The sequence below is a fragment of the Pseudomonadota bacterium genome (genome assembly GCA_036141575.1).
Classification (GTDB): domain Bacteria; phylum Pseudomonadota; class Alphaproteobacteria; order UBA2136; family JAPKEQ01; genus JAPKEQ01.
Map to the genome: position 1 here is coordinate 37,344 of JAYZXF010000003.1, position 17,928 is coordinate 55,271.

The following is a 17,928-nucleotide window of genomic DNA, read 5'->3' on the forward strand; positions in this document are numbered from 1 at the left end:
ATAAATAGGAGAGGAGTGCTCATAAGAGAGCAGGGAGGATTTTAGAGTGCCAGATTTCAAGAAGTTTCTTAAAGACCTCGGCATAGGCGATAAACAGACATTTAAAAGCTCTAACACAACCAAAAGGTTTGATAAAGCAGGCAACCTTGTAGAAGGGAAAGCCAAGCCTGTAAAGCCTCAAGTTCAAGACACTGTATCGCATACTGCAGAGGCTCCATCTTTAGATGATCTCAAAAACAGTGCAGTACATAGCCTGCAAAGCAGGCAAAGCCAACCATCCTTCCTTACACGCTTTTCAGATATGTCGGCCAAAGCTAAGGAGCTCGGCTCAAAAGCTGTCGCTTCGACACAATCCGTTTTTAAATCAGGTGTAGAACGCATTCAAAGTGCTGCCCCAATACTTTCAAGGCAGGCATCTCAAGAAAGTGTCCAACCAGAGTTTAAAACAAGCAGAACCGTTTCACCTGAAAATGCAGAGCCAGCTGACCTTTCTGAGGTTCCAAGAAATATTAATCTAACAGCAGAGCCTGAAGTAGAGTTCTCAACAACACGTACAGTATCGCCAAAACAAGCTGGCAATGTAAGCCTTGCAGATGTACCTAGCAGGCTCCACCTCCAGGAGCCAGGCGAACAAACACAAGATTTTGACCTTGCAGAGAAGGACTCTCAACCAGAGGCTAAGCCAGAAACTGAACAGCCTAAACGTAAAGGATTCTTGGGCCGCATGTTCCAAAGCTATGTAGATGGCCAAATGAGACGTGCCCACATTATGGTAGACCTTGCAGGTAATAAAGCCCAGCTTGCTGAGTTAAGAGCTCAGAAAGAAGCAGCAAAAGAAGTTACAGAACCAGAATTAGAAGCTGAGGAAACATTAGAGCAAGCCCCACTAGATCCTGCAAAGCAGGAAGAGCTAGATGAAAAAGTTGCCAAGATCAAAGACGCTGTTGAAAAACATGAACGACAGCAACCTGCTGGCCAAATTCTAAGCAGCAGTGAAGGCGCCATGATGAATGAAGCATGGGAAGATTACACGCAAGAAGAAGCTGCTCCTGAAACTCAGCCAGAACAACCAAAACGCCCGAAAGGCAAAGGCACAAAGTACATGGGTGGTGCTCATGTAGAAACCGTTCCAGGCCATACAGCAGACAACCCAGATAAAAGTCTTAACGATGCATGGTCTGCTTATGCACGCGATGAGATGAAAAAAGATGCGCTCCGTGAATCTGAGCAAGCCCGTAAAGAAGGCGCTTATCTTGATGAGGTAGAAGCTGAACAAATAGAGCAGGACGCACCTGAAAGATAACTCGTAGCATCCCACGTTTAAATTTAGTAAGATACTCTCCTTAAAGGGGAGTATTTTTATGCCGTTTACTAAAGAGATTGTAAATTTTGACACCTATTGGCGTGGTAACAGAAAGTATGAAAGTGCTTTTGGAGACAAAGCTTTTGAAGGTAAAGGTAAACGTGTTTCAGGCCTTGAAGAAATTTTTAAAGATCATGACATTCAACTGGTCCTTCTCGATTCATACGGTGTCCTCAACAATAATGAAAGTGTCATTCCATCAGCAGTTGAAGCATTTGCATGGATGAGAGAGCAGGGGGTTCCTGTGCATCTAGTCAGTAATGATGCGCGCTTCCATAGCCATACCCGCGTGAGCCACTACAACGGCTGGGGCTATAATTTTAGCGCAAATGAAATGGTAAATAGCTTTGATACCCTCATGCATAAAATTTCTCAGGAGCAAAAAAGCGCACCGCTCTGGGGCGCTGTCAATCTGCCACAAGAGCACAGCGCACACGAAGCTTGGGACGGCAAGGTTGTTAACCTATCAAATGGTGGCAACATTGATGAAGCGACACATCTAACACTTCTCTGCACCAACCCAATTTCAAATACACTCAGAGAAAATGTTCAAAGCAAACTCAGCGAAGCCTCTCAAAACTTGTGGGTGGGCAACCCTGATGTGGGCGTTTATATCGATCATGACACATACTTTGTGACTCCAGGCGGCATTGCACAAAGCCTGACATCAGAGCAAAGAGAATTCCATGAACAACTCAAGCTCCTCGGTAAACCTTGGCCAGACATCTTCCTCATGGCAGTAGAAAAGTTCCCAGACATTGCTCCAGAAAATATTTTGATGGTAGGTGATACACTCCATACAGACATCCTTGGCGGCAATAACCTTGGTTTTAAAACACTGCTTGTTGAAAGTGGTGTTTATACAGGGCTAAACACCGACAAACTCATTCAAGAATCAAACATCACACCTGATTATATTTGTGAAGCACTAAAACTTTAGACGTAAACATCAACAGCACTCCCTCTACCAGAAGAGGGGTGTTGGCTTTCTGCCTGATATTTTTTGTGAGTGCTACCAGAGCTGTCTGTTTTTTTATTCGGAACAACAGTTTGATTGGTTTGTAGAACGGTTGCAGCGGCTGTTGTGGCGCCAGATGCCTGCACAGGCGTATCCGCACGTGTTGCACTGGCAGCACGCACAAGACTTCCAAGTTGTGCAGTATTATTTATATCCATCATTTTCTCTCCACTTATATTATGGGTATTTTCATTAGCTTTTTCAATAGGAAGAGAAGAAAGTCCTGACACATGTCAGAAAATTGGCCTGTTTTTTGTATAAACATCTATAGCAATTTTTGTTACCGTTCATAAGAGCTGTGTGACAGAATATAGCGTAACAATAAGAAAAATATACGCATTAGAGGTGCAACTTCAGGTGAAAAGGGCTTTAAATTCAAAGCAGTTATGGTACGCCATCATTGGCGCTTGTGCTGTTATCGGCATGCTTTTAACCCTTTGGACATCGTTCTACACTATGGAACACGCACAAAAAGAGTGGGTTGTTGAAGTTGAAGACTTTTCTGAAGTGACAACACAAAACATCAAATATGACCTCCTGACACTCAGCAATGAGATTTCTCACTTCCTTATGCTTTACAACGGGGACTACCCGAAACAAGATTCAATTAATTCTTCAGCTAAAGAGCTTCTGAGCAATAACCCAACGCTAAAACGTATTGGTGTTTATGCAGGTATTAGAGGTGCTGACGGTAACGTCAACAGTGTCCTTCTTTATAAGTCAGATGGTGCTGACCTATCTTCATACGCAAGGCCTATTGTTTCTCAAGGTATGATGGGCGATAAAAACGGCACGCTTAACTTCTACAAAGCACCAGATTCATCTGTGATGACATTCTACAAGCCAGTCATTCGTGACAATGAGGTCTCTCAAGTTCTTATTGGTCAGCTAGACCTTAAAGAGTTTATTCGTGAACAGCATGTAAAATCTGGCGTTATTGGCTCAACAGACCTTAAAGCCACACTAACAAACGAGACAGGCGACACGCTATGGAAGTCTAATATCCTTACACTTGCTGAAATTCCAAAAATTTTCCATGCAAACAGCGAATCTTTTGAGTTTGATGACCAGAAAGTAACTCTAAACTGGCAGTTTAAGCCAGATGCACTCTCAGGCATGAACTTCTTTACAGCCGGCATGGTTGGCCTAATTGGCTTTATCATTACACTGGCACTGTGCGGTATCCTGTGGGGTCAACTGCGCATGCAAAGCAAAGTGAGCAGGGAAGTGGTTCTACGTACAAAAGAACTTGAAGACCTCACAGCTCGCTTTAAAACAATTAGTGATAACGCTTACGATCTTATCGCGCTTCTGAGCCAAGACCATAACTTTGACTACGTGAACCTTGCGTACACACGTTTGCTTGGTTACCAGTCTCTTGAGCTTAAAGGGAAGAGCATCTTTGACTTTGTACATGAGTCTGACCATGACCTTGTTGAATCTCACCTTGCAGATAAAACAGAGTCTCCACGCAAAAAAGATATTACATTTAGACTGAAGAAACATGATGGTTCATTCCTGCATGTTGAAACAGTGATTAAAGAGCTTACTCTAGAAGAAGATGACGAACCTGTGCTTGTGATGCACTGCCGTGACGTTACAGCACGTAAACAGTATGCAGACCAACTTGCACGTAGTGAGCAGCGCTTTAGAGACTTTGCTGAATCTTCATCTGACTGGCTATGGGAAATTGATGCTGACGGCCTGTTTAACTACGTTTCTCCAGGTGTGAAGGAAACACTAGGCTACACATCTAACGAGATGATTGGCTCATTCACATTTGACCGCCTCTTTAACGCCAACAACGATACAACACGTGCCCTGATTGAAAGCCGTATTGAGCGCCATCAGCCATACCGTGATATCGAATTCTGGACACGTTCTAAGTCTGGCGACCAAGTTTGTCTACGTATGAGCGGTGTTCCAATTTTTGATGAGCGAGGGAACTTTACAGGTTACCGTGGTGCAGCAAGTAACACGACAGCGTCAAAGCTAGACCGTCAAAACATGTTCCGCCTTGCGACAACAGATAGCCTGACAAACCTTCTTAACCGTACTCGTTTTATGGAAGAGCTCGACCGTACACTTGGCCTTGCTAAGCGCCATAAAACATCTGGTGTGCTTCTGTTTATTGACCTTGACCGTTTCAAGGAAGTAAACGATACACACGGTCACGAAGCAGGGGATGCCCTTCTTAAGTCTGTGGCTGATGTTCTTGAGCGTAACGTACGTACAACGGACGTAGTTGCCCGTCTTGGTGGTGATGAGTTCGGTGTGATCATGCATAACATTGATACAGACCGCGCCCGTGAGAAGGTTGATAAGATTATTGAAGACATCAATGCACTGCGTATTGATTTCAAAGGCATTAAGCTGCAAGCCACAATGAGTATTGGTGTGGTGACATACCCTCAGGAAGACCGCGACACAGCGAGCCTGATTATGAGTGCCGACCTTGCCATGTACCGTGCAAAAGATATGGGCCGTAACCGTGCTTACATTGATGACCACGGTGGAGCTGATGATGGTCGTGATTCAATTCGTGAACAGCTGAAGTGGGTAGAGCGTCTACGTAAAGCACTGCAAGACGGTGACTTTGAAATGCACTACCAACCACTTGTGCCAAGCCACAAAACGCAACGTCCTCTCTTTGAAGCTCTGATTCGTCTGCGTGATGAGAACGGTGATCTTGGTGCACCAGGTATCTTTATTGACGCCGCTGAACACTTTGGCCTTATTCAAGAGCTTGACCTTGCCGTGGTAAACCGCTGCTTTGAGCAACAGCTTGAAATGAAGAAGCAAGGCTTTGAGTACGACGTATCAATCAACCTGTCTGGCCGTAGCATTGGTGACCAGCAAATGATTGAAACCCTCAAAGACAACCTAAAAAACCATGAAGACCTAAACCCAGGTAACTTCATCTTTGAGGTAACTGAAACAGCCGCTCTCCACGACCCTGCCGCTTACCGTGATATTGGCCAAATCCGTGAGTTCATGAACGAGCTTCACGATATGGGCTTCCGCTTTGCACTGGATGACTTCGGTACAGGTTTCAGTTCATTCGCTTACATTAAGCAACTTAAGATTGACGTTCTTAAGATTGATGGTTCATTTATCCGCTCAATCACAACCTCTAAGAATGACCAACTGTTTGTTCGTAGTATCTCTGACCTTGCGAAGGGCATGGGCATTAAGACAGTTGCCGAGTTTGTGGAAGATGAGAAGATTCTTAACAAGCTGAACGAGCTTGGTATTGACTATGCACAGGGTTACTACCTGAGCCGTCCAGAAGGTGATGTTAAGTCTCTGCACCAGCGCTTTGTTGGCAAGAACTACCACGACTTCCTACTCAGCTCATAAATCTGACTTGAACCCAAAGCCCCATACGTATACAATAGACATACCTTAACCTGTATCCCGTTCTAATGGAGACTCCTATGATTATCTGTAGCTGTACAGTCCGTACAGACGATGATTTTGAGAAACTCTATGAGAAATATGCTCATCGCAACCTGAAAGCCGAGCGGCTTGCACGACTGATTTGGCGAGACTTTAGTGAAGACAGAGCTGCCAATAAAGATCGTTGCGGGATGTGCATTCTTCATATTGTCTCTCGCATTAAAGAGAAGAGGGCAAAGCCTTCTAGCAAAGCGACTTGAAAGACCCTGCTATACGTGGGGTCTTTCTTTATATAAAAATCAAAAAAGGGGGAGACATCCTCTAAAAAATCCCCTAATATGAAATTCCATGGATACGCATTATATTTTTACTACTGGTGGCGTGGTTTCCTCTTTAGGGAAAGGCTTAACAGCCGCATCTCTAGCCGCAGTCCTCCGTGCACGTGGCTTCACAGTCGTGATGCAGAAACTAGACCCTTACATCAACGTAGACCCAGGCACAATGAGCCCGCTTCAACACGGGGAAGTCTTTGTGACGGAAGACGGTGCAGAAACCGACCTTGACCTTGGTCACTATGAGCGCTTTAACGCTGTAGATACCGACCGTACAAGTAACTACACAACGGGCCGTATTTATACAAAAGTTCTTGAGAAAGAGCGCCGCGGGGATTACCTAGGGGCAACCATTCAGGTTGTGCCTCACATTACAAATGAGATTAAAGACGCCATTCGTACCAATGAAGGTAAAGCAGACTTTGCCATTGTTGAGATTGGGGGAACAGTCGGTGATATTGAATCACCTGCATTTTATGAAGCGATTCGTCAGTACGCCTATGAAGCAGGCCGTGAACGCTGCCTGTTTATGCACCTGACTCTTGTGCCTTTCCTTAAGGCAGCAGGGGAACTGAAAACAAAGCCAACACAACACAGTGTGAAAGAGCTTCTAAAACTTGGTATCCAAGCAGATGTTCTTGTGTGTCGTGCTGAGCGTGAGATTCCACAAAACGAGCTTGAGAAGATCGCTTTGTTTGCTGGTATTCCAAAGAACCACGTGATTGGCTGCCCAGATAGCGACAGTATCTACCGCGTGCCGATTGCGCTGCATGATGCAGGCCTTGATGATGCCATCCTTGATTACTTCCGCATGCGTTCTCCAAGACCTAAACTGGATGATTGGGAGCGTTTCGCAAACCTTTACTCTAACCCGAACAACACAGTTAGTATTGCTGTAGTTGGTAAATACGTGAGCCTTGAAGATGCGTACAAGTCTCTCAATGAGGCTCTTGTCCATGGTGGTATTGCCAATAATGTCGGTGTAGAAATCAACTTTGTAGATAGTGAAGGCCTTGAAGATCTCAGCGATAAAGAGTTGAAACAAGCCTTTGCTAAATCTGATGCAATCCTTGTACCTGGTGGTTTTGGTAACCGCGGAACAGAAGGTAAAATCAGAGCCATTGAGTTTGCCCGTAAAAACCATGTGCCATACTTTGGTATTTGCCTCGGCATGCAAATGGCTGTTGTAGAGTATGCCCGTAACGTACTTGGCCTAAAAGATGTTGGCTCTACTGAGTTCCTAGAAGAGGGCGAAGTCCTGAAGAACCCAGTGATTGGCCTCATGACAGAATGGGAAACAAAAGCTGGTAAAGCACAACGTACAAAGAAAACAGACCTTGGTGGCACTATGCGCCTTGGGGCTTACCCATGTACACTTGAAGTAGGCACGCTTGCACACCGCATTTACAACAGCAAAAAGATCTCTGAGCGTCACCGCCACCGTTATGAGTTCAACATTAACTACAAAGAGAAGCTTGAGAAAAAAGGCCTTATCTTTAGTGGTATGTCTCCAGACGGTAACCTGACAGAAATTGTTGAGCTGAAAGACCACCCATGGTTCCTAGCAGCTCAGTTCCACCCAGAGTTCAAATCTCGTCCGCAAAAGCCGCACCCACTGTTTGCTTCATTTATTAAAGCAGCACTTGTGCGTCAAATTAACGGCAAGGCACCTCCAGAGGAACCAGGCCTGTTCGCCATTGTTTAACCTATGAAATTTCGAGAAGCCAAAGAGTCATTCAATCTCAAGCGATTGTGTATCGCTTGGCTTCTCGTGTTTATGGTTCCGTTTCTACTGGTAAACGGCATTGCTCTCTTTTTAGAGAAATCCTTCCCGCATTGCATGGAGCTCCACAAAGCCTGCGCTGTGACGGTTCCGCAACTGGAAATCGTTGAAAGCGCGATCTACAATGCCTCAATTTACGGAATTATCGCGCTCGCTCTCATGGTGAGCTTTAAACTATCATCTTACTTCATGAAACAGATTAAGGAGTGGTAACGTGGAGAAGCGTATTGCTTTCCAAGGGGTAGAGGGGAGTTACTCTCACCTTGCTTGTATGAATGTTTTTGGCGAAGACGTAGACGTAATCGCCTGCGCCAGCTTTATGGACGCCTTTAGCGCCGTAGAAGAGGGCACGGCCACACATGCGATGATTCCAATTGAAAACGGAACCGCTGGCCGCGTGACAGATATTCACCGCATTCTACCAAACACTGATCTCACAATGATCAAAGAACACTTCCAGCCGGTTGAACACTGCCTGCTTGCGGTAGAAGGCGCAGATATGGACAGCATTAAAACAGCTGAATCCCATATCCAAGCGCTTATGCAGTCTGAAATTAACCTGCGTAAATGGGGCCTTGGTATGCGTGAGCGTACAGATACTGCTCTCGCCGCAAGAGACATTGCGCTTTCTGGTGATAAAAGTCGCGCAGCTGTAGCCTCTAAAGCTGCAGCTAAACTATATGGCCTAAAGATCCTTGAGGAAAACATTGAGGATATCAAAGGCAACACAACACGTTTTGTGATCTTCACGAAAGAGAAGAACACACCTAGGTATGATGAAGACAAAAAGTACGTCACATCATTCTTGTTTGAAGTGAAACACATCCCAGCAGCGCTTTACAAAACCCTTGGGGGCTTTGCTACAAACGGCGTCAACATGGTGCGCCTAGAGAGCTACATGGGCAAAAACTTCAACAACACACATTTTTACGCTGAAATTTTAGGGCATACAGAAGAGGCACATGTTGCCAGAGCCTTCGAAGAGTTGGCTTTTTACTCAAAAGACCTTAAACTGCTCGGCATATATGAAGCGGATAAAACGCGCTTAAGTCATAAAAGGGGAATGAACACATGACAACACAGAAAACAGTAACTCTTGGTGGAGATAACGGGGTAAGCCAGATTAACATTGCGGCAAACCTTCCATTTGCACTTATTTGTGGTCCATGTGCCATTGAAAGCCGCGACCTTGCGATGCAGACAGCTGAAAAGCTAACTGAAATGACGCAACGCCTTGGCATTCCGTTTATTTACAAATCATCTTTTGATAAAGCCAACCGCACAAGCGTTTCTGGCAAGCGCGGTGTAGGTCTTGATGAAGGTCTAAAAATCCTTGGGGAAGTGCGTGACACATTTAAAGTACCAGTACTGACTGACGCACACGACGCACACCAAATGCCTGCCGTAGGTGAGGTGGTTGATGTGATTCAGATTCCAGCTTTCCTATGCCGCCAAACAGACGTACTTGTTGCCGCAGCTCAAACAGGCAAAGTGGTTAACGTGAAAAAAGGCCAGTTCCTAGCGCCAACAGACATGGGCAACGTAGCTGAAAAAGTGGCTGAAAGCGGTAACGATAAAGTGCTCCTCACAGAGCGTGGTACAAGCTTTGGCTACAACACGCTGGTAACAGATTTCCGCGGCCTGCGCATTATGGCTGATACGGGCTATCCAGTGATCTTTGACGCAACACACAGTGTACAAATGCCAGGTGGTAACGGTAAGAGCTCAGGCGGTAAGCGTGAGTTTGTAGAACCTCTAGCCCGCGCAGCTGTGGCTGTGGGTGTTGCAGGTCTCTTTATTGAGAGCCATCCAAATCCAGCAGAAGCCTTCTCAGATGGCCCGAACATGGTACCAATGGATAAGCTTGAAGGCCTGCTTGCAACACTTAAACAACTTGATGACATCACTAAGGGCATGGGCTACCAGAACATCCCAAGTGCTGCATAAGGAGCAAAACACATGAGTATTATTCTAAACATTCATGGCCGTGAGATTTTAGATTCTCGCGGAAATCCAACAGTTGAAGTTGATGTAGAACTCGCAAATGGCGCTTTTGGTACAGCCGCTGTGCCATCTGGTGCATCAACTGGGTCTCGTGAAGCGATTGAAAAACGTGATGGCGATACATCTCGCTACCTTGGTAAAGGCGTACGTGAAGCCGTTCACGCTGTGAACAAAGTTATTGCACGTGCACTGATTGGTAAGTCTGTAATGAACCAAGAAGAGATTGATGAAATCCTTCTTAAGCTAGACGGTACTGAGAACAAATCCAACCTTGGTGCAAACGCACTGCTTGGCGTGTCTCTCGCTGTAGCGCATGCACGCGCTGACCACATGGGTATTCCACTCTGGGAAAGCCTGAATGAAGAAGCGTCTGTCCTGCCAACACCACTGATGAACCTGATTAACGGTGGTTCACACGCAGATAACTCAATTGATTTCCAAGAATTCATGGTTGTGCCACTTAACGCCACAACATTTAAGCGTGGCTTGCGTATGGGAACTGAAGTTTTCCACCAGCTCAAAAAACTTCTGAGCGCACATGACCTTTCAACAAACGTTGGAGACGAGGGGGGCTTTGCGCCAAACCTTGGCTCTAACGCCGAAGCTCTAGACTGGCTGATCCGCGCGATTGAAGCTGCTGGTTACACACCTGGCGAAGATATTGCTATTGCCCTAGACGTGGCGGCAAGTGAGTTCTTTGGTGAAGAAGGCTATACACTCAAAGCTGAAGGCAAAACTCTTTCAAGCGATGAGATGATTGACGTGTACGAAGATCTTTGCGCACGCTACCCAATCATTTCTATTGAAGACGGCCTTGATGAATCTGACTGGGAAGGCTGGGCAAAGCTTACAAAACGCCTTGGCAGCAAAGTACAGCTCGTTGGAGACGACCTCTTTGTCACAAACCCTAAAATCCTTGCTGAAGGCATTGAGAAGAAGGTGGCAAACGCCATCCTTATCAAAGTTAACCAAATCGGTACACTGACTGAAACGCTTAAAGCTGTAGCTATGGCTGAAGAGGCAGGTTACGGCGTGGTTATGAGCCACCGCAGTGGTGAAACTGAAGATGCCACCATTGCAGACCTTGCTGTTGCCACAGGTTGCGGCCAGATCAAAACAGGGAGTGCCTCACGTAGTGACCGCATGGCCAAGTACAACCAACTCCTCCGTATTGAGGAAGATCTTGGCACAAATGCCACATTTGCAGGGAAGTCTTTGATAAAAACGTCATAGTGACTCTAGCGTTTCTACAAGCTTCATGGCACAATAGTGTTTATGAAGTTTGTAGATTCCACCCAGCAAAGAGCAAAACGTATGGCATGGCCTACGCTTTTGTTTTTCTTGCTATTCTACACATATTTACAGCTCCTTACGGGCGAACGTAACATTAATACATGGTACAAACTCTCTGGTGAAATCTCTTCTCTTGAAAAAGATATCTACTTTTTAGAGACAGAGCGCGATGACTGGCGCCTTAAAGTGAATCGCTTGCGCACAGCAACACTTGACGCTGATTACGTAGAAGAGCTGATTCGTCGCGACACACCAATGATCCGTGAAAATGAGATTCTTGTCCTCATCGACTGGGAAGATGAGCAAGCCACCCAAGAAGAGAACAAACCAACACTTCGCCAGTTCTTAGATGAACGCCTTGCCGCTAATTAACTAAAGAAACGGCGACCAGCTTTCTAACCTTGTATAAATAGTTGAAAAAGCAGATGTTGAATTTGGCCTAAACCTCCATCGGTCCACATGCTCTGACAAATACCTAAGAACCTCCGCCCTTAATTGATCTTCACCCTCTTTACCATTAGGATCCTCATATCCGAACAACGGCATAGCAAGGTTTGCAATGCGCAAGTTTCTCTCTTCATTATTTGTCATAGAAAAAGCCAAACCAATCCTTAGAACCCACTCATCATTTCTTTCTCCAGAATAATCAAAGAATGGCTTGCCTTTAATAAAGTTAGTAAAGTCCTCAGGCTGAACCAAGTTTTTACCTACCTGATGATACATTGACGGATTAACAATAGATAACGCAACAAGCAATACGGCTGCCTGAACCCAATTGACTAAAGCAAGCTTATCTTCATTTTCTGAGATGGCCATAAACTGAGAAAATCGTCTGTATAATTTTTGAATTTCTCTAGGCTTAAGCTCCAGCCCCTTAGCAATATCTGCAATAAACTCATTTATCTGATGCTCATCATTTTCTTTAAAAGGATATTTAATTCCAGACTGGCGTTTTTCATCAATATATTCCTGCCTCAAATCTCTTAAGAAAGGCTTTAAGTCAACTTGAGCAAGTTCTGGTAAGCTCACCTCATTAGTGGCAAACCTTAGGTAATAATTTTTAAAATCAATATCTCCATACACTTGAGCTACAGATTTCTCTAGTTGCCCTTTATCTACAGATAGGACAAAACAAATGCCTTGCACGGGAAACATATGCTTAATTGTCTCAAGAAAGCGAATGCTGTAATCAGGACGTGCGCGGTCTAGCTCATCTACAAAAATAACCAAAGGCCTTTTATCTAAAGATTCCACAAAATCAGTAAGGCTCTCCCTTAATTTTTTAAAAGCTTCTTTTTTAAAGTGATAGCCTTTATAAATTTCAGCACCAACAGAATTGATATCGCCAGCTTCTCCTGCTTCCTTGATAACCTTCTTAACATCAACGCCAAGCTTATGTGCAATTAAATCATTTGTAGTAGAGGCCATGGCGCCAAAAAATGCAGAGCGTAAGTCTATCCCTTTATTTGGCATTGCCGCCAAAAGGGTACTTAAAATAGGTACAATAGGTTCATCATCAAAATCATGCTCCCATGCATTTAAGTAAATGCATTCCATGCCTTGCTCCTCTTGGAGCATATTTTGCCACATTTCAATAAAAGTTGATTTTCCAGAACCAAAGGGAGCATTCAAACTTAGTACATAAGAATCGTCATAGAATGGAGAGAATTTACAAATTGCTTCTGTAAGCTTTTCTGCCAAATCTTTACGATTAAACCTGTCGTCTACTTCAAAAGAAAGCTTAGGGGTATCAAGATGTACAGGAACATCCTCCACCGCAGAGTTTATCTCTTTCATAATTGCTACTTTTGACATAAAAATTCTCCTAACCAATTACTACAACCATAGCAGGTACACCTGTTCTAACAACTAAAAAAGCACCCAGTTGGGTGCTTTTTTAAATGGTGGCCAGGGACGGGTTCGAACCGCCGACACAAGGAGCTTCAATCCTTTGCTCTACCAGCTGAGCTACCTGGCCACGTGTCACGAGGACAACGGGAATATACCCATAGACGCGAAGTCTGGCAAGCCCATTTTTTGCTTTTTTATATCTTAAAATGCAAAATGCCTAAAAAAGCATCTTTTTTGTGGATTTTTAAAACGACTCCATATAGTCTGCATACACATTCTATCTACTTTTCTGTTTCTGACTACGGAGTTCTCCCATGACAAACAATGTCCTGAACCCTTTGGTGCGCCAAACTGTTGCCCTTGTTATTGAGGGACCTGGTGGAAGCGGGCAGGGCAGTGGTATTCTTGTGTCTCTTGCAGGCCTTGGCCTCAAAGAGGGTGCAACAATTCCACGTGCCAAAGGCCCTGATATGGTGCTTAAAAATGACGATGTCCTCATCGTCACCTGTGCACACTGTATCCCTGGTGGTATCCGAGCGATGCCCGTTGAGCTCTATAATGGCGAACGTGCCATTGCTGATGCTCTGGTTGTGGATAACCGTGCAGATGTCGCTTTGATGAAAATCCGCGATTTCGAATGGGACAGCACCAATGGCTTTGCCAACGCGCATGACCTTGCCCCTGTTAAAGTGGGTAAAAGCTCACAGGTATCGCAGGGTGCACGCATCCTGACTGTTGGTGCCCCCCTGATGGCTGACTATCGTTTCAGCCTGCACAGCGGCGTTATCAGCAAAACCAAAGCTTATAACCCTCTGTCTATCTTGCCAACTTTCGTGATTGATGCTCAGATTAACCCGGGTAACTCCGGCGGTCTTCTGGCTCTTGAAGAAACTGGCGAATGGATCGGCATGAACTCATCTGGCCTGTTTGGCGCTGGCGGTGGTAACCGCGGCCTGAACCACGCTCTTCGCGTAGGCGAGATCCGTTTCTGGATTAAGCGTATGGTCGTTCACAAAAAAGTTGTACGTGATGGCATTACGTCCATGATGTTCCTGCAACTGGGTGAACTGGTGAAAAAGAAGCTGGGCCTGAAAACCCCATACGGTGCATTCATTGCAGCAATTGCTGACGATGACCCCGGTGTTGGGCAGGTTCTGCAACGGACAGACGTGATTCAACGCATCAAGATCAAACGTGATGTGCAAGATGCTGCTGGAAATGTGAGCTCCAAGGTTCACAAGGTGATTGAGGTGGAAAACCCTCAAGATTGTGTCTACGGCTTCCAGCGTGCAGCAGGCCTGCATGTTGATATTGATATCTGGCGTTCTGGCGCCACTCAAACGGTTTTCTGTAAGGTGCCGATTGAACTGATGCCATTCTCCAACCAAGCGTCGTTTGACCCATTTGGTATGGAGCTTCAGACGTACCGTGGCAACAAAGGTGTGCAGGTGGCCAACATTCACCCGCAATGTCCGCTTTACGGTGCACTTGATCGTCACGATGTGATCACTGGTGTGGAAGATCCGAACGATCCGACCTCCATTTTGCCTGTGCCTGACAGCGACACTTTCTACAAGCTCGCCCAAGCACATAACGGCAAACCGTTCTGGATTGAGCGTGAAGATCTGAAGATCATTCTGCCTCTCTATGATGTTCGTCAAAACCCTCAGCACCTGAGCAAAGTGCTTGGTATTGAGATGGAGCCGGACCTCTTTCATGACATGCCTGAAGGTGATGATTTTTATGATCACCTCATCCGTTGGAATAATTAATCGAAATTGAAGATGCCCCCGATTGGGGGCATTTTTTCGTGCTATATAAACTTATTCGGCTGGATTTTTCTTCACCATCTCATCTACAGCCTTACGTTCCGGGATAGAGACCTCTGTCCCCAGAACCTGCACCGCAAGCGCAGAGGCCGCACGTGCAAATGTGAAGTGCTCTTCCCAAGTGGCGTCAGGGCGCTCCACATAGCTTGTCATGTAAGCTCCATGGAACACATCACCCGCACCAGAGCTATCCACCACAGCCTCTTTTGGCAGTTTAATGGCTGGAAGCTTCTTCGTTTTCCCGCCATCTTCTTTCCAAATAATCCCTTTAGAACCAAGCGTAACAGCAGAAACTTTCACACCTTTCTCTGCAAGGTAACTCAGTGTTTTGGCTGGCGTGAGCTCTAGCTGCTCACAAAAGCGCTCTGATACCACAGCCACATCAATAAAAGGAAGCAGCGCATTGGTTGTTGGACGAAACGATCCACCATCCAATGAGGTAAGGGCGCCAGCTGCTTTGGCTTCTCTTGCATACTGCTGGGCCGCTGCCGGTTGATGACCATCTACATGGAGCGCAAAATACTTTTTCATATCTACAGGAGGTACTGGACCATACTCACCATCACGCACACGCACAATAGCACGACGATCTCCATTTGGAAGAAGGAGAGACAAAGAGCTACGCTGCACACGGCGCTTAATGAGAGTGACGTTATTGAGCTTCCCTAAATGGAATTGCGTATATTGGCCAAGGTCGTCATCTGCTACTGGCATCAGTAGGTCAGTACGTACACCAAGCTTTGCAGATGTGAGGCCAGCGTTCATGGCATTTCCACCCATGCAAAACGCATAGTCCTGTCCAACATATTTTTCATCACCTGTTGGCATATAATCTGTCACAAAGGTGACATCAATGTAAGCGTGTCCAATCGCAAGAATCTTCTTCGGCAAAGCTTGTACTCCCAAAACTTTTTACTTATATGAAAGATAGAAACGAGTTACTCTCATTTCAAGTATTAGCATAACGGAGAAACCCTCAATGTACAAAGCTGTGATTTTTGACCGTGATGGCACGCTGAACCACACAGCTCCCAAAGAGCAGGGCGGTTACGCACTTTCACCAGAAGATATCATTCTTATGCCAACTGTTGCAGAAAGCATGCAAAAGCTAGCGGATAGTGGCATTCGTCGTTTTGTTTATACCCAACAAAAATGCGTTGGCAAAGGGCTGATGACTGAGGAGGGGCTTGACGCTGTGAACGGACAGCTTAACAGCCTTCTTCCTGAGGGGACACAAATTGAGTATTTCGCCTACTGTCCACACCACCTGCCTGATACGTGCGACTGTGCCAAGCCAAAACCTGGCATGATTACAGGCATCCTACGTCAGTTTAATTTGAAGCCAAAGGACGTTGTTGCTATTGGTGATACCAAACGCGATAAACTTTCAGCTGAGGCCGCTGGCGTAGATTTTGTCTATGTTAAATCAGATGACACCTCAAAACATAGTGATTATGAAGATTCTGACCGTGTTTTCAACACCTTAGAAGAAGCTTTACAATCCCTAGGGTTTTAACCCCTCTCTAACAGCATACAAAACTGTTCTATAGAAGCCACAGACCAAGAAATCTGTGGCTTCTATGCCTTGACAGAGCCTCTTCAACCTGTGACACTTAAAACATAGGTGTGGACTTCCATAAGTGAATAGAACGCCTTGCAAACATGGAACACTTTTTGCGAAAGCATAGGAAAAGGTTGAAAATTTATGACAAAAGAAAAAGAAACGAACGGAACTCTATACTGCTCATTTTGCGGTAAAAGCCAGCATGAGGTGCGCAAACTTATTGCGGGTCCTACTGTCTTTATTTGTGACGAGTGTGTTCGCCTATGCATGGACATTATTCGTGAAGAGGAACAATCGCCTATTTCTCGTGGTGAAACAACAGGCGTTCCAACACCAACTGAAATTTATGAAGTGCTAGAAAATTACGTTATTGGCCAGCAAAAGGCAAAGCGTATTCTTTCTGTGGCTGTGCACAACCACTACAAGCGTCTTGAGCACGCTGGCGGTGAAAGCGAAGTTGAGATTCAAAAATCGAACATCCTTCTGCTCGGTCCAACAGGTTGTGGTAAAACACTTCTTGCAAGTACGCTTGCACGCATCCTAGACGTACCATTTACAGTGGCGGATGCAACAACTCTTACTGAAGCGGGTTACGTAGGTGAAGACGTAGAGAACATTGTTCTTAAGCTTCTTCAAGCTGCGGACTACAACGTAGAACGCGCTCAGCGTGGTATCGTTTACGTGGATGAGATTGATAAAATCTCTCGTAAATCAGATAACCCATCTATTACACGTGATGTAAGTGGTGAAGGTGTACAACAAGCCCTTCTAAAACTTATTGAAGGTACAGTGGCTGCAGTTCCACCTCAAGGTGGTCGTAAGCACCCACAACAAGAATTCCTACAAGTTGATACCAGCAACATCCTATTTATCGTAGGTGGTGCATTTGCAGGCCTAGATAAAGTAATCTCTGGCCGTATGCGTAAAACAGGTATCGGTTTCAAAGCTGAAGTTAAAGAAAAAGACGAAAAGGGCGTTGGTGAGCTATTCCAAATGGCTGAGCCAGAGGATCTTGTAAGATTTGGTCTTATCCCTGAGTTTGTTGGTCGTGTACCCGTTCTTGCCAGCCTAGAAGACTTGGACGAGGATGCTCTTGTAACGATTCTTACAGAGCCAAAGAACGCTCTTGTGAAGCAGTACCAAGAACTCTTTGCGATGGAAAATGTAAACCTAAGCTTTACAGATGGCGCACTCAAAGCTGTTGCCGCTCAAGCGATTGAGCGTAAAACAGGGGCGAGGGGTCTACGTGCCATCCTCGAAGGCATTCTGCTTGATACTATGTTTGATCTTCCAAACGATGAAGACCTAGAAGAAGTAGTGATCAACAAAGATGTTGCCGTGAAGAAAACTGAGCCACTACGCATTTACAGCAAAGGCTCTAAGAAAAGTGATGTAAGCGCGTAAGCTTTCATACTTTCTGAAAAACCCTTCGTTCTTTAGTTCAGATTTGATAAACTAAAGATATACGACAAAAAAGTATAATAATAAGCCA

General features: G+C 45.3%; 16 protein-coding genes and 1 tRNA gene. 13 read left to right on the top strand and 4 right to left on the bottom strand.

Annotated features, from left to right (window positions below):
- Positions 1 to 46: 46 nt before the first annotated feature.
- On the top strand, positions 47 to 1,303 hold the full coding sequence (locus tag VX730_01855; protein MEC9291127.1) for a hypothetical protein: 1,257 nt from the start codon (positions 47 to 49) through the stop codon (positions 1,301 to 1,303).
- A 58-nt stretch (positions 1,304 to 1,361) separates the two neighbouring features.
- Positions 1,362 to 2,303, top strand: a complete 942-nt coding sequence (locus tag VX730_01860; GenBank protein ID MEC9291128.1) for an HAD hydrolase-like protein — start codon at positions 1,362 to 1,364, stop codon at positions 2,301 to 2,303.
- On the opposite strand, the gene VX730_01865 is transcribed toward VX730_01860, so the two are convergent.
- On the bottom strand, positions 2,300 to 2,539 hold the full coding sequence (locus VX730_01865; GenBank protein ID MEC9291129.1) for a hypothetical protein: 240 nt from the start codon (positions 2,537 to 2,539) through the stop codon (positions 2,300 to 2,302). The genes VX730_01860 and VX730_01865 overlap by 4 nt on opposite strands.
- 265 nt (positions 2,540 to 2,804) lie before the next feature.
- Here VX730_01865 and VX730_01870 point away from each other — a divergent pair, with 265 nt between their 5' ends.
- The 8 genes from VX730_01870 to VX730_01905 all read left to right on the top strand — a co-directional run bounded on the left by VX730_01870 (position 2,805) and on the right by VX730_01905 (position 11,564).
- Positions 2,805 to 5,741: an EAL domain-containing protein gene (locus tag VX730_01870; protein ID MEC9291130.1), complete on the top strand. Its 2,937-nt coding sequence runs from the start codon at positions 2,805 to 2,807 to the stop codon at positions 5,739 to 5,741.
- 77 nt (positions 5,742 to 5,818) lie between these two features.
- Positions 5,819 to 6,040 carry a hypothetical protein gene (locus VX730_01875; GenBank protein ID MEC9291131.1) on the top strand — a complete coding sequence of 74 codons (222 nt, stop codon included), beginning with the start codon at positions 5,819 to 5,821 and terminating at the stop codon, positions 6,038 to 6,040.
- Positions 6,041 to 6,128: 88 nt separating this feature from the next.
- Positions 6,129 to 7,817: a CTP synthase gene (locus tag VX730_01880; protein MEC9291132.1), complete on the top strand. Its 1,689-nt coding sequence runs from the start codon at positions 6,129 to 6,131 to the stop codon at positions 7,815 to 7,817.
- A gap of 3 nt (positions 7,818 to 7,820) precedes the next feature.
- Positions 7,821 to 8,108: a hypothetical protein gene (locus tag VX730_01885; GenBank protein MEC9291133.1), complete on the top strand. Its 288-nt coding sequence runs from the start codon at positions 7,821 to 7,823 to the stop codon at positions 8,106 to 8,108.
- A 1-nt stretch (position 8,109) separates the two neighbouring features.
- Entirely contained in the window at positions 8,110 to 8,970 is an 861-nt protein-coding gene (locus VX730_01890; GenBank protein ID MEC9291134.1) for a prephenate dehydratase, read from the top strand.
- On the top strand, positions 8,967 to 9,842 hold the full coding sequence (gene kdsA, locus VX730_01895) for a 3-deoxy-8-phosphooctulonate synthase (GenBank protein MEC9291135.1): 876 nt from the start codon (positions 8,967 to 8,969) through the stop codon (positions 9,840 to 9,842). Before VX730_01890 ends, kdsA begins: the two co-directional genes overlap by 4 nt.
- Before the next feature lie 12 nt (positions 9,843 to 9,854).
- Positions 9,855 to 11,132 carry a phosphopyruvate hydratase gene (gene eno, locus VX730_01900; protein MEC9291136.1) on the top strand — a complete coding sequence of 426 codons (1,278 nt, stop codon included), beginning with the start codon at positions 9,855 to 9,857 and terminating at the stop codon, positions 11,130 to 11,132.
- A gap of 42 nt (positions 11,133 to 11,174) precedes the next feature.
- Positions 11,175 to 11,564, top strand: a complete 390-nt coding sequence (locus VX730_01905) for a septum formation initiator family protein (protein ID MEC9291137.1) — start codon at positions 11,175 to 11,177, stop codon at positions 11,562 to 11,564.
- Here VX730_01905 and VX730_01910 read toward each other — a convergent pair whose 3' ends face one another.
- Both VX730_01910 and VX730_01915 read right to left on the bottom strand, forming a co-directional pair.
- Positions 11,565 to 13,007 (bottom strand): P-loop NTPase fold protein, encoded by a 1,443-nt coding sequence (locus tag VX730_01910; protein MEC9291138.1) that lies wholly within the window; start codon positions 13,005 to 13,007, stop codon positions 11,565 to 11,567. It abuts the gene before it with no gap.
- Positions 13,008 to 13,094: 87 nt separating this feature from the next.
- Positions 13,095 to 13,170 (bottom strand) — tRNA-Phe (locus VX730_01915).
- 187 nt (positions 13,171 to 13,357) lie between these two features.
- On the opposite strand from VX730_01915, the gene VX730_01920 reads away from it, so the two are divergent.
- The gene (locus VX730_01920) at positions 13,358 to 14,815 is read left to right on the top strand and encodes a trypsin-like peptidase domain-containing protein (GenBank protein MEC9291139.1); all 1,458 of its coding nucleotides are present in this window, start codon (positions 13,358 to 13,360) and stop codon (positions 14,813 to 14,815) included.
- Positions 14,816 to 14,866: 51 nt separating this feature from the next.
- On the opposite strand, the gene VX730_01925 is transcribed toward VX730_01920, so the two are convergent.
- Positions 14,867 to 15,763, bottom strand: coding sequence for a PfkB family carbohydrate kinase (locus tag VX730_01925; protein MEC9291140.1), 897 nt, complete (start codon positions 15,761 to 15,763; stop codon positions 14,867 to 14,869).
- 88 nt (positions 15,764 to 15,851) lie between these two features.
- On the opposite strand from VX730_01925, the gene VX730_01930 reads away from it, so the two are divergent.
- Positions 15,852 to 16,388 (top strand): HAD-IIIA family hydrolase, encoded by a 537-nt coding sequence (locus tag VX730_01930; GenBank protein ID MEC9291141.1) that lies wholly within the window; start codon positions 15,852 to 15,854, stop codon positions 16,386 to 16,388.
- 189 nt (positions 16,389 to 16,577) lie between these two features.
- Entirely contained in the window at positions 16,578 to 17,840 is a 1,263-nt protein-coding gene (gene clpX / locus VX730_01935) for an ATP-dependent Clp protease ATP-binding subunit ClpX (GenBank protein ID MEC9291142.1), read from the top strand.
- Positions 17,841 to 17,928 lie beyond the last annotated feature (88 nt).